The 21,175-nt window shown below is 71.3% G+C and carries 20 protein-coding genes; 8 read left to right on the top strand and 12 right to left on the bottom strand.

The features are described 5' to 3' along the window. The first annotated feature begins 522 nt into the window (after positions 1 to 522). The gene (locus ACFQGU_RS17030; RefSeq protein WP_386768892.1) at positions 523 to 1,125 is read left to right on the top strand and encodes a hypothetical protein; all 603 of its coding nucleotides are present in this window, start codon (positions 523 to 525) and stop codon (positions 1,123 to 1,125) included. A gap of 61 nt (positions 1,126 to 1,186) precedes the next feature. Here the strand turns inward: ACFQGU_RS17030 and ACFQGU_RS17035 are convergent, their stop codons facing one another. After that, on the bottom strand, positions 1,187 to 2,368 hold the full coding sequence (locus tag ACFQGU_RS17035; RefSeq protein ID WP_386768893.1) for a cytochrome P450: 1,182 nt from the start codon (positions 2,366 to 2,368) through the stop codon (positions 1,187 to 1,189). Positions 2,369 to 2,578: 210 nt separating this feature from the next. Here ACFQGU_RS17035 and ACFQGU_RS17040 point away from each other — a divergent pair, with 210 nt between their 5' ends. Both ACFQGU_RS17040 and ACFQGU_RS17045 read left to right on the top strand, forming a co-directional pair. Further along, positions 2,579 to 2,920 (top strand): ArsR/SmtB family transcription factor, encoded by a 342-nt coding sequence (locus ACFQGU_RS17040; protein ID WP_386768894.1) that lies wholly within the window; start codon positions 2,579 to 2,581, stop codon positions 2,918 to 2,920. A gap of 80 nt (positions 2,921 to 3,000) precedes the next feature. After that, a complete protein-coding gene (locus ACFQGU_RS17045) occupies positions 3,001 to 4,593 on the top strand; it encodes a SulP family inorganic anion transporter (protein WP_386768924.1) in 1,593 nt (530 codons plus the stop codon). A gap of 181 nt (positions 4,594 to 4,774) precedes the next feature. On the opposite strand, the gene ACFQGU_RS17050 is transcribed toward ACFQGU_RS17045, so the two are convergent. From ACFQGU_RS17050 to ACFQGU_RS17075, 6 genes are all read right to left on the bottom strand, one after another. Next, positions 4,775 to 5,425: a hypothetical protein gene (locus ACFQGU_RS17050; protein WP_386768895.1), complete on the bottom strand. Its 651-nt coding sequence runs from the start codon at positions 5,423 to 5,425 to the stop codon at positions 4,775 to 4,777. Next, positions 5,422 to 5,772 (bottom strand): PadR family transcriptional regulator, encoded by a 351-nt coding sequence (locus tag ACFQGU_RS17055; protein WP_386768896.1) that lies wholly within the window; start codon positions 5,770 to 5,772, stop codon positions 5,422 to 5,424. Before ACFQGU_RS17055 ends, ACFQGU_RS17050 begins: the two co-directional genes overlap by 4 nt. A 149-nt stretch (positions 5,773 to 5,921) precedes the next feature. After that, positions 5,922 to 6,662 carry an SDR family NAD(P)-dependent oxidoreductase gene (locus tag ACFQGU_RS17060; protein WP_386768897.1) on the bottom strand — a complete coding sequence of 247 codons (741 nt, stop codon included), beginning with the start codon at positions 6,660 to 6,662 and terminating at the stop codon, positions 5,922 to 5,924. A 1-nt stretch (position 6,663) separates the two neighbouring features. Further along, the gene (locus ACFQGU_RS17065) at positions 6,664 to 7,683 is read right to left on the bottom strand and encodes a zinc-dependent alcohol dehydrogenase (RefSeq protein WP_386768925.1); all 1,020 of its coding nucleotides are present in this window, start codon (positions 7,681 to 7,683) and stop codon (positions 6,664 to 6,666) included. 8 nt (positions 7,684 to 7,691) lie between these two features. Beyond that, complete coding sequence (locus ACFQGU_RS17070) at positions 7,692 to 8,552, bottom strand: fumarylacetoacetate hydrolase family protein (protein ID WP_386768898.1); 861 nt, start codon at positions 8,550 to 8,552, stop codon at positions 7,692 to 7,694. Between the two features lie 30 nt (positions 8,553 to 8,582). Continuing rightward, positions 8,583 to 9,491, bottom strand: coding sequence for an SMP-30/gluconolactonase/LRE family protein (locus ACFQGU_RS17075; protein ID WP_386768899.1), 909 nt, complete (start codon positions 9,489 to 9,491; stop codon positions 8,583 to 8,585). Positions 9,492 to 9,679: 188 nt separating this feature from the next. On the opposite strand from ACFQGU_RS17075, the gene ACFQGU_RS17080 reads away from it, so the two are divergent. From ACFQGU_RS17080 to ACFQGU_RS17095, 4 genes are all read left to right on the top strand, one after another. Continuing rightward, a complete protein-coding gene (locus tag ACFQGU_RS17080; protein WP_386768900.1) occupies positions 9,680 to 10,423 on the top strand; it encodes a phosphatase PAP2 family protein in 744 nt (247 codons plus the stop codon). Beyond that, on the top strand, positions 10,420 to 11,352 hold the full coding sequence (locus ACFQGU_RS17085) for a diacylglycerol/lipid kinase family protein (protein WP_386768901.1): 933 nt from the start codon (positions 10,420 to 10,422) through the stop codon (positions 11,350 to 11,352). The genes ACFQGU_RS17080 and ACFQGU_RS17085 overlap by 4 nt, the downstream gene beginning before the upstream one ends. Before the next feature lie 56 nt (positions 11,353 to 11,408). Next, positions 11,409 to 11,684 (top strand): DUF6458 family protein, encoded by a 276-nt coding sequence (locus ACFQGU_RS17090; protein WP_386768902.1) that lies wholly within the window; start codon positions 11,409 to 11,411, stop codon positions 11,682 to 11,684. 149 nt (positions 11,685 to 11,833) lie between these two features. Next, positions 11,834 to 12,151, top strand: coding sequence for a hypothetical protein (locus ACFQGU_RS17095; RefSeq protein WP_386768903.1), 318 nt, complete (start codon positions 11,834 to 11,836; stop codon positions 12,149 to 12,151). A gap of 16 nt (positions 12,152 to 12,167) precedes the next feature. Here the strand turns inward: ACFQGU_RS17095 and narI are convergent, their stop codons facing one another. The 5 genes from narI to ACFQGU_RS17120 are packed head-to-tail and all read right to left on the bottom strand — an operon-like array spanning position 12,168 to position 19,557. Beyond that, positions 12,168 to 12,923: a respiratory nitrate reductase subunit gamma gene (narI, locus tag ACFQGU_RS17100; protein WP_386768904.1), complete on the bottom strand. Its 756-nt coding sequence runs from the start codon at positions 12,921 to 12,923 to the stop codon at positions 12,168 to 12,170. Beyond that, positions 12,920 to 13,567: a nitrate reductase molybdenum cofactor assembly chaperone gene (narJ, locus tag ACFQGU_RS17105; protein WP_386768905.1), complete on the bottom strand. Its 648-nt coding sequence runs from the start codon at positions 13,565 to 13,567 to the stop codon at positions 12,920 to 12,922. The genes narI and narJ overlap by 4 nt, the downstream gene beginning before the upstream one ends. Further along, a complete protein-coding gene (gene narH, locus ACFQGU_RS17110; protein ID WP_386768906.1) occupies positions 13,564 to 15,138 on the bottom strand; it encodes a nitrate reductase subunit beta in 1,575 nt (524 codons plus the stop codon). Before narH ends, narJ begins: the two co-directional genes overlap by 4 nt. Beyond that, positions 15,138 to 18,833, bottom strand: a complete 3,696-nt coding sequence (locus tag ACFQGU_RS17115; RefSeq protein WP_386768907.1) for a nitrate reductase subunit alpha — start codon at positions 18,831 to 18,833, stop codon at positions 15,138 to 15,140. The genes narH and ACFQGU_RS17115 overlap by 1 nt, the downstream gene beginning before the upstream one ends. Position 18,834: 1 nt before the next feature. Then, positions 18,835 to 19,557, bottom strand: coding sequence for a helix-turn-helix transcriptional regulator (locus ACFQGU_RS17120; RefSeq protein WP_386768908.1), 723 nt, complete (start codon positions 19,555 to 19,557; stop codon positions 18,835 to 18,837). A 196-nt stretch (positions 19,558 to 19,753) separates the two neighbouring features. On the opposite strand from ACFQGU_RS17120, the gene ACFQGU_RS17125 reads away from it, so the two are divergent. Then, a complete protein-coding gene (locus ACFQGU_RS17125) occupies positions 19,754 to 21,148 on the top strand; it encodes an MFS transporter (RefSeq protein ID WP_386768909.1) in 1,395 nt (464 codons plus the stop codon). The last annotated feature ends 27 nt before the right edge of the window (positions 21,149 to 21,175 follow it).

Below are 21,175 nucleotides of genomic sequence, written 5' to 3' on the forward strand. Positions count from 1 at the left end.
CGTATCCGTCGTGGAGCGCGCGCTGGTTACCCGGGTAAGGCGGCGTCCTGCTGGGTGAGTCGCGTATGCGTCGTGGAGCGGACGCCGGTTACCCAGATACGCCGATGAGCCGCCGGACGTCGGCGCGGGCGGGCGGCCCACGTCTCGTCGGTCACACAGCGTCCGCTGCGCGCGGCTGGCGCGATCCGGGCGCGAACGATGAGTGCGAGCGGACGGCGGCTGACCCGGCTCGACCGGTCTGGCCCGCGCGGCCGTCGTCGCCATCAGGTACGTCGTCCCGGCTGCCTGAGCACTGAGCACGAGGTTGGCCCGGCCACGGGGCGGGCCCTCCGCGCACGTCACCCCCGCGTCGCACTGATCGAACCGTCGCTTCCCAGGGCCGGAAGCAACGGATTGGCCAGTCTCACGGGGGTGGGCCCGGGCTGTGCGGCTGGTCACGAGTGCGTCGCGGTCGGCGCGCAGCGCGCGCATACGGCGTACCCCGCGCGCGAGGATGGCGGTACAACCTGGAGGGGGATCCCCATGCGCATCCGCACGTACGCCGCCGTCGGCGTCACCCTGCTCGCCCTGACAGCCTGCGGCTCGTCCGGAGGTGCCAGCGACACATCGTCTGCGGCTGTGCCGTCCGAGACCGCGGCCGACGTCGCCTGGGCCGAGTCGGTGTGCCAGCGCGCCGACGAGCTCGACGCCTCCGTGGCCGCGATCGCGTCCAGCGTCTCGATCGACCCGCAGGCCGGCGACGTGCTCGACCAACTGCAGCAGCAGATCGTCGCGGCCGTCGACACCGTGAAGGGCGACGTCGTCGACCTCGCCGGGGCGGTCGCCGACGTGCCGAAGGGCTCCGACCCGGCCCTCACCGCGGCGTCCGAGCAGCTGACCGCCGACAAGGCCGCGCTCGAGGCGTCGATCGATGCGCTGAAGACCGCGGCCACGGCCTTCAGCGAGGCCGAGGGCGTGCTCGGCAAGGTGACGGCGTTCGGTGCGGTGTCGACCGCGGCCGGCCAGGTCGGCGACTCTGCCAAGGCGTTCGGCACGAGCCTGTCGAACGTGTCCGAGACCGGCGGCGCTGCGGCCGAGGCCGCGTTCGCTGCTGCCCCCACCTGCCAGGCCCGCAAGGCCAGCTGACCCCTGCCGATCTGGATGGCGAGGCGCTCGCCCGAGTGCGCGCATCGCCAGCCAGTTCGGGTCACCAGGTGGCGTGCAGGGCGGTCGGCGCACGGAACTCCCAGCCGCGGAAGGTCACGTCGTACGCCGGGTCCAGGCGCAGATCGGGCAGCGCGTCGACGAGCAGCTGCAGGGCGATCCGCTCCTGGCCGCGCGCGAACGCGTGCCCCGCGCAGAAGTGCGGCCCGTACCCGAACGCGGCGTTGGGCACGCGCGGTCGGCGTACGTCGAAGGCGTCGGGATCGGTGAACACGCGCTCGTCGCGGCAGGCGCTCGCCACCACGCCCGCGACCGCTGACCCCGCGGGGATCACCGTGCCCGCGAGCTCGACGTCGCGCGTGGTCTGGCGGGTCTGCGTGCCGATCGGTGCGACCCAGCGCAGGCCCTCGTGCACGGCGTCGTCCCACCGCGCGGGATCGGCGCGCACCCATGCGAGCTGGTCGTCGTCCGCCAGCAGCGCGGCGAGGGTCGAGGCGGCGCCGTGCCCCGGCTCCTGCATGCCGCCGAGGATGATCACCTTGAGCGAGGGCAGCACGGCCTCGATCGAGCGCGGCTGGCCGACGGGGCAGCCGCTGGTGAGCATCGAGGCGATGGTCGAGTCGTCGGGCTCGGCCTGCAGCCGCTCCATCAACGGCCTGAGCTCGTGGTCGATCACCGCCGCGGTCTCGTCGTTGATGCGCTGCTTCTCGGGATCGTTCTCGAAGTTGATCGCGCCCATCGCGAGGCCGTGGAACCACTCCTGCAGCGTCGACTCGCTGAGGTGCCCGAGCCCGAGGACGGCGCCGAGGCTGAGCACCGAGATCGGTTCGAAGTACTCCGACACCAGCTCGGCCCGGCGCTCGGGCTGCGCGAGCAGCCGGTCGAGGAAGCGCTCGGCGATCGGAGTCACGAGCTCGTCGATGTAGGTCGCCACCGTGCGCGGGCGGTACTTCGTGTCGAGGCTGCGGCGCAGGTCGAGGTGCTCGGCGCCGTCCACGGTGAGGATGGTCGGCCCGCCGAAGGATCGGTCGAGCGGCGAGCCGTCGACCTTCGCGCTGAAGAGCTCGGGCTTGGTCGTGACCGTCTCGACGTCGGCCGCGCGCGTGACGAGCCAGAGGTTGACCGCCGGCACCCACGCCACCGGCTCCTCGGCGCGCAGCCGCGCGTAGACGGGGTAGGGGTCGGTCTCGAGGTCGTCGACCGTGATCGTCTCGGCGTACGTCATGGGCACACCCTCCAGTCGTTCGACCCCGAACGGCAAGAGTCCGCACCTGCCCGGCCGATCCGGTCAGCCTCGCGTCGTCCTGTCGTCCAGCCACGATCGGAGGGGTTCCGGCGCCGCACACGCGCCGCACAGATCCTGCTTTCCCCGTCGCACATCACCGGATACACCTCCCGCACAGTTGAACACTTGTTCATGTAGTAATGTGCGCTCATGACGCGCCCGCTGTACGAGGCCAAGGCCGAGTTCTTCCGCACCCTCGGCCACCCCGCGCGGATCCGCGTGCTCGAGCTGCTCTGCGAGCGCGAGCTCGCCGTGCACGAGCTGCTCGCCGAGATCGAGATCGAGCCGAGCAACCTCTCGCACCAGCTCGCCGCCCTGCGGCGCACGGGGCTCGTGTCGCAGAGCCGCCGCGACGGCCAGGTCTTCTATGCCATCACCGCGCCGGAGATCCGCGACCTCCTGCTCGCGGCCCGTACGATCCTGCTCGACGTGATCGACGACCAGGCGGGTCTGCGCAAGGAGCTCCGGGCGTCACGGAAAGCCGCGTCGTGATCGACCGGGCCGGTACGGCGCTCGGCCAGGCTGCGGCCCGCGCCCGGGCCCTGCTGCCGCAGGCGGCGGACTTCCGCGCGATGAAGCGCGACCCCAAGCGCGACGTGATCGCCGGTCTCACCGTGGCCGTCGTCGCCCTTCCGCTCGCCCTCGCCTTCGGCGTCGCCTCGGGGCTCGGCGCAGGGGCGGGCCTGGTGACCGCCGTCGTGGCCGGACTGCTCGCGGCGCTCTTCGGCGGTAGCAACCTGCAGGTGAGCGGGCCGACCGGCGCGATGACGGTGGTGCTGCTGCCGATCGTGGCGCAGTTCGGCACCGGCGCGGTGCTCGTGGTCGGCCTGATCGCCGGCGTCTTCCTCATCGCGCTGGCCGCGATCGGCGTGGGGCGCTGGATGCAGTACGTGCCGCTGCCGGTGGTCGAGGGGTTCACCCTCGGCATCGCGGTGATCATCGGCCTGCAGCAGGTGCCGGCCGCTCTCGGCGTGACGGTCGAGGGCGAGAAGGTGCTCGGCCGCGCGGTCGAAGCCATCAGGCTGTGGTTCGCCGACCCGCAGTGGGCGCCGGTGCTCGTGGCCGGGTTCGTCGCGGCGTCGATGCTCCTCGCGATCCGGTTCCGCCCGGGCCTGCCGGTGTCGCTGCCGGCGGTCGTCGTGGCGACGCTGGCCGTGTCGTACTTCGCGCTCAACGCGGAGACGATCGGCACCATCCCCACCGGCTTCCCGGCTCCCGCCCTACCCGACTTCGAGTGGTCGCAGGTGAGCGCGCTCATCGTGCCGGCCCTCGCGGTCGCGGCACTGGCCGCGCTCGAGAGCCTGCTCTCGGCCACGGTCGCCGACGGCATGTCGGTGGGCGAGCGGCACGACTCCGACCGCGAGCTGTTCGGCCAGGGCGTGGCCAACCTCGTCGGGCCGATCTTCGGCGGGGTGCCGGCCACCGCGGCCATCGCGCGGACGGCGGTCAACGTGCGCAGCGGCGCGCGGTCGCGGCTCGCGTCGTCCACCCACGCCGTCGCCCTGCTGGTCGTGATGCTCGTCGCCGCCCCCTGGGTGGGTCACATCCCGCTCGCGGCGCTGGCCGGCGTGCTGATCGCGACCGTCGTCCAGATGGTCGAGGTGTCGAACCTCCGCGCCCTCATGCGCGCCACCCGCGGCGACGCGCTCGTGCTCGTGGCCACGGCGGTCGCGACGGTCGTGTTCGACCTCGTGACGGCCGTGATCGTGGGGCTCGTGGTCGCCGGTCTCTATGCGCTGCAGCAGGTCTCGCGGTCGGCGCACATGGACGCTGTTCCCCTCGACACGAGCGACCACAGCGACGCCGAGCGCGCGCTGCTCGACGAGCACGTGGTGGCGTACCGCCTCGACGGCCCGCTCTTCTTCGGTGCGGCGCACCGGTTCCTGCTCGAGCTGTCGGAGGTGGGCGACGTACGCGTGGTCATCCTGCGCCTCGGCCGCGTGCAGACCCTCGACGCCACCGGTGCCACCGTGCTCGGCCAGACCATCCGCGACCTCGAGGGCCGCGGGATCACGGTGCTGCTCTCGGGCATCCGCGACGACCACGACACGGTCTTCTCGACCCTCGGGGTGTACGAGCACCTCGCGCACGCGGCGCACGTGTTCCCGACGACGCCCGAGGCCATCGAGCACGCCCGCCGCCACCTGGCCCGCACCCCCCACTGACGCGAGTTACTGCCCAGAGCGGGGTGATATGGGCACGCATAACCCCACTGTGGGCAGTAGCTCCCAGCAGGGGTCAGGTGCGGAGGTGGGCCATGCCGCCGTCGACGCTGAGGATCGTGCCGGGGGTGCGGGCGGGGGTCGCCTCTCCTGGCTGGGATCCGCGGCCCCCGCCCACGTCGGGTCACGCGGGGGCGGCGACACCCGTGCGTGCGGTACGGCGGCTGCGCACGGCGTACGCCGCGAAGAAGGCCATGGCCGCGATGCCCACGGCTACGACGAGGCCTGCCCACATCATCCAGATGGTCATGACAACAGCTGTCGCACCCAGCTCGACCGCTGCCCGCACGGGGTGCGAGCGCAGCCCCATGAGCGCGTGGACGCAGAGGGCGAGCATGACGACGCCCACCACGCCGAGGCCGATGCGCCACTGGAAATCGTACGAGCCGACCGCCGCGTTGCGGGAGTCGATCAGCATGCCGATGCCGATCAGCGCGGTCCAGGCGGTGACGATCGCTGCAACGCCGTACGCGGTGCGGGTCCAGCCGTCGAGCGGTGCGCGTGCGGTCATGACGACCTCCGGTTCCCGTGCGGATCGGGCGATCCGCCGTTGGTGGGTGCGCCAGGAGAGGTCGGCGGGGACGCCGAGGAGCGCGCGGCGCAGGACGTCGCGCGGGAAGGTGGACCGGGCCTGGCCGAGCGCGGCCAGCCGGTGGTCGTGCAGGTCGGACGCGAGCTCGTCCCGTCGATCGGCGGCGACGTCGGCGGGCAGGCCCCGGGTGTACAGGGCGCACCACCGCAGGACGAGGGCCGTGACTCGCCCGCCGGAGGTCATGTCGTCGCCACCCTCGCTGCGGCGACGGTCGCGACCGGCTGCCGGCTTCGGGCCAGGGCCGTCTCGCCGGCCCCGGTGACGCGGTACAGCCGGCGTCGCGGCCGGCCCTCACGCTCGGCGATCGACGACTCCTCCCAGCGGGCGGTGAGCAGCCCGCGCTCGGTCATGCGACCGAGCGCCTTGTAGAGGGTGCCGTGGGCCGTGAGCCGGCGCGACCCATCGGAGTCCGCCAGCGCAGAGGCCAGCACGAACCCGTGGAACTCGCTGCCGTCACGGGTCAGCGCGAGGCCGGACTCGAGGATCGCCTGCTCGAGCGGCAGCAGCTGGTCGGGGCGTCGTCGGGCCATGGACACAGAATGAGAAGATATCTTCCCATTGTCAAGAGGCCATCGCCTGACCCATCGCCCCGGGACCCCCACTGACGCGAGTTACTGCCCGAAGTGGGGGGGATGCGGGCCGGCATCACCCCACTTCGGGCAGTAACTCGAAGAAGGGGTCAGGTGCGGAGGTGGGCCATGCCGCCGTCGACGCTGAGGATCGTGCCGGTGGTGCTGCCCGACAGCGGCGAGGCGAGGTAGGCGATCGCGTGCGCGACCTCGTCGGCCGTGACCAGGCGGCCCATCGGCTGACGCTGCCGCAGCGCCTCGCCCATCGCGGCGGGGTCGTCGGCCTGGTCGAGCAGCCGCGCGACCCAGGGGGTGTCGGCCGTGCCGGGAGCGACGGCGTTGACGCGGATGCCCTCTCCCACATGGTCCGCGGCCATCGCGAGCGTGAGCCCCGACACCGCGCCCTTGCTCGCGCTGTAGAGCGCGCGGTTCTTCACACCGACCACCGCGACCACCGAGCTCGTGTTGACGATCGCGGCGCGCTTCGACTCGCGGAGGTACGGCAGCGCCGCGCGGGCCACGCGCGCCATCCCGACGACGTTGACGTCGAGCACGCGGTGCCACTCGTCGTCGTCGTTCGCGGCGACGTCGCCGCCCGCCCCGATGCCGGCGTTGTTGATCACGACGTCGATGCCGCCGAGCTCGAACGCCGCGGCGTGCACCGCCGCCTCGACCGACGCCGGGTCGCTGACGTCGCACGGGATCCGCGAGGCGCGCTCCGGGCCGGCGTCGATCGTGAGGTCGAGCACCGCCACCTTCGCCCCGCGCTCGAGGAGGAGGGCTGCCGTGGCCGCGCCGATGCCGCTCGCGCCACCGGTGACGATCGCCGCGATGCCGTCGAAGTCGCCCATGTCAGTCTCTCTTCCTCGGGTCCACGTGGATCTTCGGTCCGGCGCCCGCGCCGTCGGGCCGGTGCCCGGCGAGCACGTCCGCGACGCCGTCGAGCCCCACGGTCGTGGCCACGATCGGCCGGGGGTCGACCGCTCCCGCGGCGTACGCCTCGATCGTGCCCGCGAGGCCCGGCGACGCCGACAGCACGCCGACGGCGGTCACGTCCTTCAGCGCGATCGTGCGGGTGTCGACCAGGCTGGGGCTGCCCGCGAGGCCGATGTAGACCACGCGCCGACCGGGCTCGACGAGGTCGAGAGCCTTCGCCGGGAGGTACGCCGCATTGCTCGCGTCGACCACCGCATCCCAGGGGAGAGAGGGCAGCTCGGCCTCGGTCCACGCGTTGTCGAAGCCGACCGAGCGCGCGAAGTCGAGCGTGCGCGCCGAGTGCCCCAGCAGGTGCACCTCGGCGCCGGCGGCGCGCGCGAACATCGCCACGAGCAGGCCGATCGTGCCGGGGCCGAGCACGAGGACGCGGTCGCCCGGTGCCAGGCCGGCGCCCTGCGCGGCGCGCAGCGCGTTCCCTCCCGGCTCCACGAGAGCGCCGGCGACGTCATCGACGGCGTCCGGCAGCGCGTGCAGCGACGTCACGGGGACGGCAAGCTGCTCGGCCAGCGCTCCGGCGCGGCCGCTGCGGATGCCGACCTCGCTGCGGTGCTCGCACACGTGCTGGTCGCCGTGCAGGCAGCGGTGGCACCGCCCGCACCCGAGCATGGTGTCGCCCGTGACGCGTCGTCCGACCCAGCGGTCGTCGACCCCCTCGCCGACCGACGCGACCGTGCCGCACCACTCGTGCCCGAGCCGCAGCGGGAAGTGCGCGAACCCGTCGTGGAGGTACTGCATCTCACCGGTGAAGAACTCGACGTCGGTGCCGCAGACGCCGACACGCGCGACGTCGACGACGACCTCGCCCGGCGCAGCCACCGGTCGGTCGACCTCCTGCACGCCCGCCTCCCCCGGGGCCGTGACGACGAAGGCGCGCATCGTGCCCGTCATCGAGGAGCGAGGACGCTCTGCCGCTGGGTGCCGAGACCGGTGATGCCGAGCTCCATGACGTCGCCGGGCTGGAGCCAGACCGGCGGCTTGAAGCCGAGGCCGACGCCCGGGGGCGTTCCGGTGTTGATGAGGTCGCCGGGCTCGAGGACGAGGAACTGCGACAGGTAGTGCACGAGGAAGTAGGGGTCGAAGATCATCGTGGCCGTCGTGCCGGTCTGACGCCGTACGCCGCTGACGTCGAGCCACATGTCGAGCGCGAGCACGTCGTCGATCTCGTCAGGCGTGACGAGCCACGGGCCAGCGGGGTTGAACGTCTCGCAGCTCTTGCCCTTGCTCCACTGGCCGCCGCGCTCCATCTGGAACGCGCGCTCGCTCACGTCGTTCACCACGCAGTAGCCGGCGATCGCGTCGCGGGCGTCGTCGACGGAGTCGAGGTAGCTCGTGCGGCGTCCGATCACGATGCCCAGCTCGACCTCCCAGTCGGGCTTGGTCGCTCCGCGCGGGATGAGCACGTCGTCGTACGGTCCGATGAGGGTGTTGGGGGACTTGGTGAACAGGATCGGCTCGTCCGGCACGGCCTGGCCGGTCTCAGCGGCGTGGTCGCTGTAGTTGAGGCCGATGCAGAGGATCTGGTGCGGCCGCGCGAACGGCGCACCCACGCGCTGGTCGCCGAGCTCGATCACGTGGCCCGCGGCCGCGCGCGACGCCACGGTGTCGCGCACCCGCTCGATCGCACCGCCACCGAAGAAGGCCTCGTCGAAGTCGTCGACAACGTCGGAGAGGTCGACGTACGTGCCGTCGGCCACGAGGGCCGCGGGCTTCTCCGAGCCGGGAGCGCCGATGCGCATGAGCTTCATGGGATCTCGTCCTGTCGGTGAGTGGTGCGGTCAGGTCGTGCCGCGCCACGGACGGGCCGGCAGGCCCGGCACGTCCACGCGCGTGGTGAACAGCCTGCCCGACCGCGGATGGTCGGCGACATCCTGGGCGGTCATATTCTCGCGCGCGGTCGTGATCACAAGCGTCCGCCGGTCCTCGCCCGCGAACGCCACGTTGGTGGCCTGCGGCGCTCCGGGCGTGCGGACGACGTCGACGAGCGTGCCCTCGGGGCTGAACCGGCGCACCTCGCCCTGGCCGAAGACGGCCACCCAGAGGTGGCCGTCGGCATCGAGCGCGATGCCGTCGGGGAAGCCGTCGTCGACCCGCACGAAGTCCGAGCGCCCACCTGCGGTGCCCGTGACGGCGTCGTACGGCCGCACCCGGACCACATGGCTGAAGGTGTCGACGCTGAAGAGGGTGCCGCCGTCCGCGGAGAACGCCAGGCCGTTGGACAGCCCGAGGTCGTCGTCGAGCACCGTGACCGTGCCGTCGTGGTCGACCAGCCACAGCCGCTCGGCGAACGTCCGCTCGCCCGTGGGTGCGGAGCCGACGAGGTAGCGGCCGAGCGGGTCGGTGACGCCGTCGTTCAGTCGGCGCGGCTCGTCGGCGCAGAGGACGGCTACGAGGTGCTCGCCCCCGTCGACGTCGACGAACACCAGCCGGTCGTGCGCCGCGAGCAGAGTGCCGGGCTCATGGTCGAGGAAGGCGGGGGCCGCGACGGCACCGAGCGTGGCCGGCGCGTAGGCCAGGGAGAACGACGCCTGCTCGTGAACACCGCCGCCGTCGTCGAGCGAGCCCACGTGCACCCGGCCGCCGAGGATGTCGACCCAGCGCAGGATCGCCCGTTCCGGGTCCCACACCGGGCCTTCGCCGAGCTCGTACGACGCCGTGGTCGCGACGTCGGCGTCCCACGTGGTCACGCCGACGAGCCTAGACGGGCGGCGCGCTCGGCGAGGGTTGAGCCTCGCACCAGCCCCACCCCGTCAGCCTGATCAATCCGTTGCTTCCCGGGTGCAGAAGCAACGGATTGATGAGGCTGAGCTGGGGGGTGAACCGCCGGGGAGAGTGTGCAGGGTTGAGCGGCGGCCAGCGGGGGAAGACAGGACGAATGACGACGTCGGACCCGCGGGTCGTGCAGAGCGGTGCCCGCGCCGCGTGGCTGCTCGGCTCCGGGTTGACCGCCGGCTGGTTGGCGCTGCTGGCGTGGGTGCGCGCCACCGCCCCGGACGTCCCCGCCCTCGACAGCGGGCTGCACGACTGGGCCGTTCAGGTCCGCACGCCCGAGAGCATCGACCTCGCCAACGCCGTGAGCGTGCTGGGTCAGGTGGACGTGGCCGTGCCGCTCGCGGTCGTCGGCGTCGTCCTGGTCGAGTCGGTCACGCGCCGCTGGGGCCGCGCCCGTGCTGCCGTGGGCATGGCGGTGCTCGCGGGTGGAGGCGCGGTGGTCGGTCTCGCCATGAACCACGTGGTCGGCCGCGAGCGTCCGGTGCCCGACTCCTGGGCGGGCGCCGCCGGCGGCCCGTCCTTCCCCTCCGGCCACACCACGGCTGCGACCGTCGCCGCGCTGCTGCTCGCGTGGGCGGTCACCCGCGTCGTCACCCGCCGCTGGGCGCAGGTCGCCGTATGGCTCGTTGCCGCCGTCTGGGCCGTCGGCGTCGGCTGGTCTCGAGTCTGGCTCGGCGTCCACTGGCCGACCGACGTGCTCGCCGCGTGGCTGTTCGTCCCCTCGCTGCTCGTGCTCGGCCGGGCAGCGCAGCTCACCTGGTGGCCGGGCGACGCGCCCCCCACAGCGGTCCTCGACCCGTCCGACACCCCCGGCTCCGAGCCGGTCTACCGAGAGGTTCCCCGATGACCAAGGTCGCCGTGGTCGCGCATTCCGGCAAGACGTTCGGAGGCGGGCTGCCCGAGCTCCACGACGTCCTCGCGCACGAGGGCGTCGACGTCCTCTGGTACGAGGTGCCGAAGAGCAAGCACGCCCCGAAAGCGGTGCGCAGGGCGCTGAAGCAGGGCGCCGAGCTCGTCCTCGCCTGGGGCGGCGACGGCATGCAGCAGCGCTGCATCGAGGTGCTCGCGGGCACCGGCGTTCCGCTCGGGATCCTGCCTGCCGGCACCGGCAACCTGCTCGCGACGAACCTCGACGTGCCGACGACCGTCGCGGACGCGGTGGCGGTCGCGCTGCACGGCGACCGGCGGGCCCTCGACACCGGTGTCTGCAACGGCGAGCACTTCGCCGTGATGGCGGGCGCGGGCTTCGACGCGCTCATGATCAAGGACGCCGACCGAGGACTGAAGGACCGCATCGGCAGGGCCGCCTACCTGTGGACCGGCCTGCGCAACATCAGCGCCGCGCAGGTGCACGGCCGGGTCAAGGTGGACGGCAACCTCTTCTACGAGGGGCAGCTCTCGTGCGTGCTCGTCGGCAACGTCTCGAAGGTCTTCGCGGGCATCGAGGCGTTCGACGGCGCCCGTCCGGACGACGGGGTGCTCGAGGTCGCCGTCGTGTCTGCCAGCACGCCGGTCGAGTGGACCCGCGCGGTGACACGCGTGGTCGCCGACCGCGCAGAGAGGTCGCCGTTCATCGACGTGACGAGCGGTCGGAGGATCCGGGTCGCTCTGAGGACCAAGCTCGCGTACGAGATCGACGGCGGCGACCGTCCGCCGACGAAGAAGCTGCGCATCGACGTCCGTCCCGCGTCCGTGACGGTGTGCGTGCCGCAGCGCACCACGGAGATCCAGCAGGTCGACCACGCCGAGGGGGTTGAGCCGGTCGCTGCCGGGTAGAACCCCTGGGCACGGTGCGAGGTGCGCCGTGCTCCGCACAACGAGAGGGGCCAGTCATGGGTATCGGAGCGAGCATCTTCCTGCTGGCGGTCGGCGCGATCCTGGCGTTCGCCGTCAACGCGCAGGTCGCAGGCATCGACATCCAGGTGGTCGGCTGGGTCCTCATGGGCGCCGGTGTCATCGGCCTGCTCATGACCCTGCTGGTCTTCGCCCCCCGTCGGCGTCGTCTGGTGCGCGAGACCGGCGTGCCGTACGGCTCGGTCGCCCCTGACGGCGACCTCCCCGTGTCCCGCAACGTCGTCACCACCGAGGTGCGCGACGACGTCGTGTGAAGCCGCTGAGCCCCCGTCACGGGGGTGCGGGGGCTCAGCGGCGGGTGACGAACGAGGCTCCGGGCGCGCGAGGACGGGGATGCGGTCCTACCGTGCTCCCTGTGGCGGCCCCGGGTGCCGTCCGACGTCGTGCGAACCGAGGAGCGCCCATGTCCGAGCAGCTGACCGACCCCACCGCTGAGGCGACCGAGGGCTGCGTCGGCTGCGGATGCGGCGCTGGCGGCTGCGGCGGGTCGGGCGCTGCCCCCGTCGTCGACCTCGGGGCCGTGAAGTCCGAGGTGCGCCGGGCCGTCGTCGAGGCGGTCGTCGCCGTCGTGCCCGTGGACGACGAGGTCGTGTTCGTCGCCCCGCACGAGGTGCTGCCGCTGATGCGCTCGCTGATCGACTCCGACGCCGGCGCGCTCCAGGCGTCGTACGACGAGGAGGGCCCCGAGCTCTGGGCCCTGCGGGTGCGCCGCCTCCGCTAGCGCGCCCGTCCCTGAGTCAGCCGCGGCGGATTGGCTCCCAGCCCCGCTGCGGGTCGCGGTTGCCGGTGACTGTCGTGTCACGGCTGCGGTAGACGAGGTACGGCCGCGAGACGTAGCCGACCGGTGCGCTGAAGATGTGCACGAGGCGCGTGAACGGCACGAGGGCGAAGAGCAGCATCGCGACCGCGGCGTGGAGCTGGAACGACAGGGGCGCACCCGTCATGTCGCCCGGGTCCGGGCTCAGCACGAAGAGGCTCCGGAACCACACTGCAACGGACTCTCGGTAGTTGTAGCCGTCCGGGTAGCCGCCGGTGAGGTTGAGCAGGTTGATGCCCACGGTGTTGAAGACGCCCAGGCCGACGACGGCACCCAGGAACACGTACATGACCTTGTCCATCGTCGTGGTCACGGAGAACACGCGTCCGACCGTGCGGCGGCGGTAGATCAGGATCGACAGGCCCGTGACGACCATGACCGCTGCGATCACGCCGAAAGCCACCGCGGCCACGTGGTACATGTGCTCCGAGACGCCGATCGTCTCGGTCCACCCGGCGGGGATGAGCAGGCCGAGCACGTGACCGCCGAGCGCCAGCAGGATGCCGACGTGGAACAGCGGGCTGCCGATGCGCAGCAGCTTGGTCTCGTACATCTGCGAGGACCGCGTCGTCCAGCCGTAGGCGTCGTACTTGTAGCGCCAGAACATCCCGACGGCGAACGCCACGAGGCTGACGTAGGGCAGGACGACCCAGACGAACGTCTGCACGGTGGTCATGCGTGCACACCTGCCTTCAGCGACTCGACGGGGAAGAACGGGGCGAGGCCGACCTGCTCGGCCGGCGGGCCGGCGAAGGCGAGCTCCTCCGCCGTGGGGCCGTCAGGAGCGGCGGGGACGACGGCGAGCAGCGCCGACACCGGATCGACATAGGGCGAGTCGAACTTCGCGAGCGCGTGCTCGAGCAGCTCGAGCCCGGCCCGGTGCCGGGCCAGCATCTCCAGCGCCGCGTCGACGGGTCCGACGGCACCGAACTCGAGCACCACCGGCAGGAAGTCGGGGAGCTCTTCCGGCCCGAGGTCGAACCCGGCCTCCTGATACCTCTCCTTGAAGCCGACGAGGGCCATCCCGCGGCTTCGCGTGTCGCCGTTGAGGAACCAGGTGAGGTAGAGGCATGCCTTGCGCCTGCGGTCGAAGATCTCGACGTAATGCGCCTGAGCATTGACGAGGTCCGTGCTCGAGAGCCACTCGGTCATGCGCCGCAGTGGTTCGCGCGAACCGTGGGGGAGCTCGTCGAGGCTGCGGCCGACGAGGTTCAGCCTGTCGACCGCTCCCTGGTCCGGGTACGACAGCAGCATCGACGTGGTGGCGAGCAGGCGGCGTACCGCAGGCGCCTCGCTCTCGGGGAGATGGTGGGTGATCACTGCGACCCTCCCGGGAGGTCGGCGTTCGAGTCGGCCTCGAAGCGCTGCTTGGTGAGATGGAAGCTCTCGATCGAGACGGGTACCGGCTTGCCGTCACCGACGACGGGCTGCATCCCCGGCCCGCCCTCGAAGTCGAGCGAGCATCCGGGCGACTCCTCCAGCGCGGCAGCCGCCTCCTGGTGCGCGCGCGGGATCACATATCGGCTCTCGTACTTCGCGATCGCGAGCAGCCGGTACATCTCGTAGAGGTCCTCGCCCGTGAGGCCGACCGCCTCCGCGATCGACTCGTCGGTGTCGCGACCGAGGTTGATGTCGCGCATGTACGAGCGCATCGCTGCCAGCCGCTTGAGGACGCCGTCGACCACGGGCACGTCGCCTGCCGTGAGGAGGTTGGCCAGATAGCCGATGGGGATCCGTAGGGCGTCGATCGCGCCGAACAGGTTGCCGGCGTCCTCGGCGTCATGGCCGCTGTTGGCGAGCGCGTCCACCACCGGCGACAGCGGCGGGATGTACCAGACCATCGGCATGGTGCGGTACTCCGGGTGCAGCGGCAGCGCGAGGCGGTACTTCTTGGCCAGCGTGTAGACGGGCGACTTCTGCGCCGCCTCGATCCAGTCGTCGGCGATCCCGTCGCGACGTGCCTGGGCGACGACCTCGGGGTCGTTCGGGTCGAGGAGCACGTCGAGCTGCGCCTCGTACAGGTCCTTGTCGTCCTCGACCGAAGCCGCGGCGAGCACCTTGTCCACGTCGTACAGGAAGAGGCCGATGTAGCGCAGGCGCCCGACGCAGGTCTCGGCGCAGACGGTCGGCTGACCCACCTCGAGGCGGGGGTAGCAGAACGTGCACTTCTCGGCCTTGCCGGTCTTGTGGTTGAAGTAGACCTTCTTGTACGGGCAGCCCGAGACGCACATGCGCCAGCCGCGGCAGCGGTCCTGGTCGACGAGCACGATGCCGTCCTCTGACCGTTTGTACATCGCGCCGGACGGGCAGGCGGCGACGCACGCCGGGTTGAGGCAGTGCTCGCAGATCCGCGGCAGGTAGAACATGAACGCCTTCTCGAGCTCGAAGACCACGCTGTCCTCGATGCCCTTGAGCATCGGATCGAGGTGGCCGCGCTCGTGCGTCCCGCCGAGGTCGTCGTCCCAGTTGGCGCCCCAGCGGATCTCGGTGTCCTTGCCCGTGATCATGGACTTCGGGCGGGCGACAGGGGTGGTGTCCATGGCCGGCGAGCTGATGAGGGTGTCGTAGTCGTACGTCCACGGCTCGTAGTAGTCGTCGAGCGACGGGAGCTTGGGGTTGCTGAAGATCTGGGTGAGCCGGCGGATGCGGCCGCCGCTGCGCAGCTTGAGCCGGCCGCGCTTCGTGCGGACCCAGCCGCCCTTCCACTGCTCCTGGTCCTCGTGCCGCTTGGGGTAGCCGAGACCGGGCCGGGTCTCGACGTTGTTGAACCAGACGTACTCGACACCCGTGCGGTTGGTCCACGTCTGCTTGCACGTGACCGAGCAGGTGTGGCACCCGATGCACTTGTCGAGGTTCATCACCATGCCCACCTGGGCCATGACGCGTGTCATCAGTACTGCACCTCCTGCGACCGGCGACGGATAGTCGTCACCTCGTCGCGCTGGTTGCCGGTGGGGCCGTAGTAGTTGAAGCCGTACGACAGCTGCGCGTAGCCGCCGATGAGGTGGGTCGGCTTGAGCAGCAGCCGCGTGAGCGAGTTGTGGATGCCGCCGCGCTTCCCGGTCTTCTCGACCCGGGGGACGCCGACCGTGCGGTCCTTCGCGTGGTACATGTAGACAGTGCCCTCGGGCATGCGGTGGCTGACGACGGCGCGCGCGACGACGATGCCGTTGCGGTTGTGCGCCTCGATCCAGTCGTTGTCGCGCACGCCGATCTTCTCGGCGTCCTCGCGGCTCATCCAGATGTCGGGACCTCCGCGCGAGAGTGCCAGCATGAAGAGGTTGTCCTGGTACTCGGAGTGGATCGACCACTTCGAGTGCGGGGTCAGGTAGCGGACGACGACCTGCTGCTCGTCGTGGTCGCCGATCGTCGGGTAGCCCGCGATGGCCGCGAGGTTGAGCGGCGGCCGGTACGTGGGGAAGCACTCGCCGACCTCGGCCATCCAGTCGTGGTCGAGGAAGAAGTGCTGACGCCCCGTCAGCGTGTGCCACGGCTTCTTGCGCTCGACGTTGATGGTGAACGGAGAGTACCGGCGCCCTCCGTGCTCGCTACCCGACCACTCCCACGAGGTGATGACGGGCTGGGGCCGGCTCTGGGTGTCGGCGAACGTGATGTGCTTGCCCTCGTTGTCGCGCGCGAGGTCGGCGAGCACCTGTCCGGTGCGCTTCTCGAGGAACTCGAAGCCGGCCACGGCGACCGCGCCGTTGCTGACGCCGGAGAGGGTGAGGATCGCCTCGCACACCTGCTCGGCCGTCTCGATCCGGGGGCGTCCGTCGGCCACGCCGCCCACGACCGTGCCGTTGACCTTCTTCAGGTGCTCCACGGACTTCGGCTGCCTGAGCGTGATTCCCTTGACCACCGTGCCGATGCTCTCGACGTTGGGCCCGAGGGCGCCCATCTTCGCGGCGATGGCCGAGTAGTCGCGCTCGACGACCACGAGGTTGGGCATGGTGCGGCCGGGGACCGGCTCGCACTCGCCGGCGCGCCAGTCGAGCACGCGGCCGCCGGGCTGGGAGATCTCGCTGGGGGTGTCGTGCTGCTGCGGCAGCGCGACGACGTCCTTGACGACACCGAGCCGTGGCCCGGCGAGCTCGGTGAACACCGCCGCCATCTTCTGGAAGACGTCGTGGTCGCTGCGGCACTGCCACGGTGGCGAGATCGCCGCGTTGAACGCGTGGATGAACGGGTGCATGTCGGTCGAGGAGATGTCGTACTTCTCGTACCAGGTCGCGGCCGGGAGCAGCACGTCGCTGAACAGCCCGGTGCTCGTCATGCGGAAGTCGAGCGACACCAGGAGGTCGAGCTTCCCGGTGGGCGCCTCGTCCCGCCAGGCCACCGTCTTCGGCCGCTTGCCCTCGGGCGTCTGGCCGCCGTCGATGGCGCCGTCCGCACCGAGCAGGTGGTGCAGGAAGTACTCGTTGCCCTTCCCGCTCGAGCCGAGCAGGTTCGCGCGCCAGACCGTGAGCACTCGAGGGAAGTTCTCGGGCGCGTCCGGGTCCTCGACCGAGAACTTGAGACGGTCGGCCTTCAGCTCCTGCACCACGTAGTCGGGAGCGGACATGCCTGCGGCCTCCGCGTCGGCAGCGAGCGTGATCGGGTTGCGGTCGAACGTGGGGTACGACGGCGTCCAGCCCATGCGGACCGCCTGGGCCAGCGTGTCGGCCATGGCCTGGCCGGTGAACCGACCGGTCCCGAGCGGGGTCGCGACCTCGTCGGCGCCGAACGCGTCGTACCGCCACTGGTCGGTGTGGAGGTACCAGAACGATGTGCCGGCCATCTGGCGCGGCGGGCGCGACCAGTCGGCGCCGAAGGCGAGCTGCGCCCAGCCGGTGAACGGCCGGGCCTTCTCCTGACCCACGTAGTGGGCCCAGCCTCCGCCGTTCTTGCCCTGGCAGCCGGTGAGCAGCACCAGGCTGATGATCGCGCGGTAGATCGTGTCGGAGTGGTACCAGTGGTTGGTGCCGGCACCGAGCGTGATCATCGAGCGACCGCCGGAGTCCTCGGCGTTCTGCGCGAACTCGCGGGCGATGCGCTCGACGGTCGCCGCCGGGACGGAGGTGATCTCCTCCTGCCAGGCCGGCGTGTACGGCGCATCCGCGTCGTCGTACCCGGCGCCCCACGTGCCGGGCAGGCCGTCGCGGGCCACGCCGTACTGCGCGAGCAGGAGGTCGTAGACCGTGGTCACGAGCCGGTCGCCCATGCGGCGCACGGGCACACCTCGCCGGATGACGCTGCCGCGCTCGGTGCCGTTCTCTCCGGCGTCGAACCGAGGAAGGTCGACGGTCACAGTCTCGGCGCCGTCCGCGTGCATGGTGAGCAGCGGGTCGACGTCGCCGAGGTCGAGGTTCCAGTGGCCCATCCCGGACTCGTTGTGGCGGAAGCCGATCGAGCCGTCGGGCACGACCGTCTCGCCGGTCGCGGCATCGATGAGAACCGGCTTCCACTCGGCCGCCTCGACATCCTGGCCGAGGTCTGCGGCGTTGACGAAGCGGTCGGGGACGAACGACTCGCCGTGCGCGCGGAGCGAGACGAGGAAGGGCAGGTCGGTGTAGCGCTTGGAGTAGTCGACGAACATCGGCACCTGCCGCTGCACGTAGAACTCGCGCAGGATCACGTGGCCCATCGCCATGGCGAGCGCACCGTCGGTGCCCGGGTGCGCGGGCAGCCACTCGTCGGCGAACTTGGTGTTGTCGGCGTAGTCGGGGCTGACCGTCACGACCTTCTGGCCCTTGTAGCGGGCCTCGGTCATGAAGTGCGCGTCCGGGGTACGAGTCGTAGGGATGTTGGAGCCCCACATGATCAGGTAGCTCGCGTTCCACCAGTCGGCCGACTCGGGGACGTCGGTCTGATCGCCCCAGATCTGCGGCGACGCGATCGGCAGGTCGCAGTACCAGTCGTAGAACGACAGCATCGTGCCGCCGATGAGCGAGGTGTAGCGGGCTCCGGCTGCGTGCGAGGCCATCGACATCGCGGGGATCGGCGAGAACCCGGCGACGCGGTCGGGACCCCAGCGGTCGATCGTGTGCACCTGGGCGGCGGCCACCATCTCGAGCGCCTCGTCCCAGGAGGCGCGGACGAGACCGCCCTTGCCGCGGGCGGACATGTAGGTGCGGCGCTTGGCGTCGTCGTCGACGATGCTCGCCCACGCCGCGACGGGGTCGCCCCCGTGGGCGACCTTGGCTGCGCGGTACATCTCGAGGAGCACACCGCGGATGTACGGGTAGCGCACGCGCGTCGGCGAGTAGGTGTACCAGGAGAAGGCGGCACCACGGGGGCAGCCGCGGGGCTCGTACTCGGGGGAGTCGGCGCCGACGGACGGGTAGTCGGTCTGCTGCGTCTCCCACGTGATGATGCCGTCCTTGACGTACACCTTCCACGAGCACGAGCCCGTGCAGTTCACGCCATGGGTGGAGCGCACGACGCGGTCGTGCGACCAGCGGTCGCGGTAGAAGACGTCGCCCTCGCGACCGCCGACGTAGTGCACCGCGCGGTGGTCGGGAGAGGTCTCGCTGCGGGTCAGGAACGAGCGGGCGCTGATGAGGGCGTCGACGAAGGGGTCGTCGATGCGCGTCGGGGTCTCGGTCACGTCACTGCTCCCAGGGCGTCGGGCTGTCGCCCGCGGTCTGCGGGGCCGGGGCCGGGCGCAGGTCGGGGCGGTTGAGGTGGGCGACGCAGAGGTCGTCCTTGATGAAGATGTCGAGGCGGCGCACGGTGACGCCCGACCCGAGCTCGTCGAAGAAGCCGTGCAGCATCTCGTGGTGCAGGCGGCAGATGGCGCGGTCCTGGCGGGCGAGGTCGGCGAAGGGGCAGGTCGAGAGGTAGAGGCGGTCGCCGAGCGGATCGGTCGTGGTCTCGAAGCCGAGCACCTCGAGGCCGTCGACGGCCATCTCGATGCTGGCCTCGGGGGTGATCGCCTCGGCGCCCGGCGCGACCTTCTCGCGCTGCGCCTTGGCCAGCCGGTGGCCGGCGGCCTCCCCCGGGGAGTGCGCGGTGTCGCCGGCGGCGGCCGCGAGCTCGGCGGCCAGCGCGCGGTAGGGGTCGGCCGGCTCGGCCGCCTCGGTGGCGCGATAGAGCAGCTTGGGCCGGCCGGGCCGGGTGCGGTTCTCCGGCACGACCTCGACCCGGCCCATCTCGACCAGCAGCGCAAGGTGCGAGCGGACGGTATTGGCGTGCTGCCCGGTGCCGGCGGTGATCTCGGCGACCGTCAGCGCCTGGCCCTTCTGGGCGAGCAGGTCCAGCACCCGGCGGCCGGTGGCCTCGGTCTCCCCCGCGCTCGGCTCGGGCCTCGCGAACCGGTCCTGCAGCGACACGACCCCTCCTCAAGAGGTTTTTTCCACCACGTCGTGATTTATCCCTGAGCCCGACCGTACGCCGTCCACTGACCTGGGCCAACAGGCACAGCATGTGGGCCATATCACTAGTAAAAAACAATTCTGAGGGTGGACATCCCGCCGGGTCCGAGGTCTAGCGTGACTCGTGATTGGTAAATAACACTTCGGAGGGGACATGAGCATCACCGCGGCGGAGAGCTCGCCCGAGGTCCGTCAGCCGAGCGGCACGGCGATCAGCGAGGACGTGTCCCCGGGGCGCTACCGGGTCCTGACCACCTCGACCCTCGCCTTCACGCTGATGTTCGCGGTGTGGCTGCAGTTCGGGATCCTCGGCCTGTCGATCCAGAAGGAGTTCGGCCTCTCCGACACCGCCTTCTACTGGCTCACGGCGCTGCCGGTGCTCAACGGCGCGATCTGGCGGCTGTGGACCGGGATCCTGGCCGACCGCTGGGGCGGGCGCATCGTGATGACCGGCCTGCTCCTCGCCGCCGCCGTACCCACCTTCCTGCTCTCGGGCGTCCAGAGCGCACCGATGCTGTTCGTGCTCGCGTTCCTGATCGGCTTCGCCGGCAACTCGTTCAGCTCGGGCATCGCCTGGAACAGCGCGTGGTTCCCGCGCAGCCAGCAGGGCTTCGCCCTCGGGGTCTTCGGCGCCGGCAACGTCGGGGCCTCGGTCACCAAGCTCATCGGCCCGGCGATCATCGCCGGCACGGCCGGCTCGCTCTACCTCGGCGGTCGCGTCGAGGGCGGGTGGCGGCTCATCCCGGTGATCTACGCCGTCGCCCTCGTGATCATGGCCGCAGTGCTGTGGTTCGTGGCTCCGAGGCCGGACCACCGGCCCGGGGCGACCACCCCGATGCGCGAGCACCTGCAGCCGCTCAAGCGGATCCGGGTGTGGCGCTTCAGCCTCTACTACGTCGCTGTGTTCGGCGCGTACGTCGCGTTGTCGTCCGCCCTGCCGAAGTACTACGAGACCAACTACGGCGTGCCGCTGTGGCAGGCGGGGCTGCTCACCGCGCTGTTCATCTTCCCGGCGTCGCTGCTCCGGCCCGTGGGCGGCTGGCTCTCCGACAAGGTCGGCGCGCGCCGGATCATGTACTGGACGTTCGGCCTGATGCTGGTCTCGACAGGCGTCCTGATGATGCCGAGCGGCTACATCACCGTCGAGGTCTCGACGAGCGTGTCGCCCGACGGTACGGCCGAGATCCTCCCGTGGAGCCTCGGAATCGTGCCCTTCACCGCGTTCGTCGTGCTGCTCGGCTGCTCGATGGGCATCGGGAAGGCCGCCGTCTACAAGCACATCCCGGAGTACTTCCCGCACGAGGTCGGCTCGGTCGGCGGCGTGGTCGGGATGCTCGGCGCCCTCGGCGGCTTCGTCCTGCTCCCGATGTTCGGGTACGCCGTGCAGATCACGGGCCTTCCGACCGCGCTCTTCGGCGTGCTCTTCCTGCTGACGCTCGCCTGCGCCGTGTGGATGCACCTCACGGTCGTCCAGATGCTCCACGACAGCTCGCCCGAGCTGTCCGACCAGTTCGAGACCCCGGTGCAGATGCCGGAGTACACCCCGTGACCCGGCCCATCTCCCTGAGGAGCACGA

It is taken from the genome of Longivirga aurantiaca (assembly GCF_042660085.1).
Lineage (GTDB): Bacteria > Actinomycetota > Actinomycetes > S36-B12 > CAIYMF01 > Longivirga > Longivirga aurantiaca.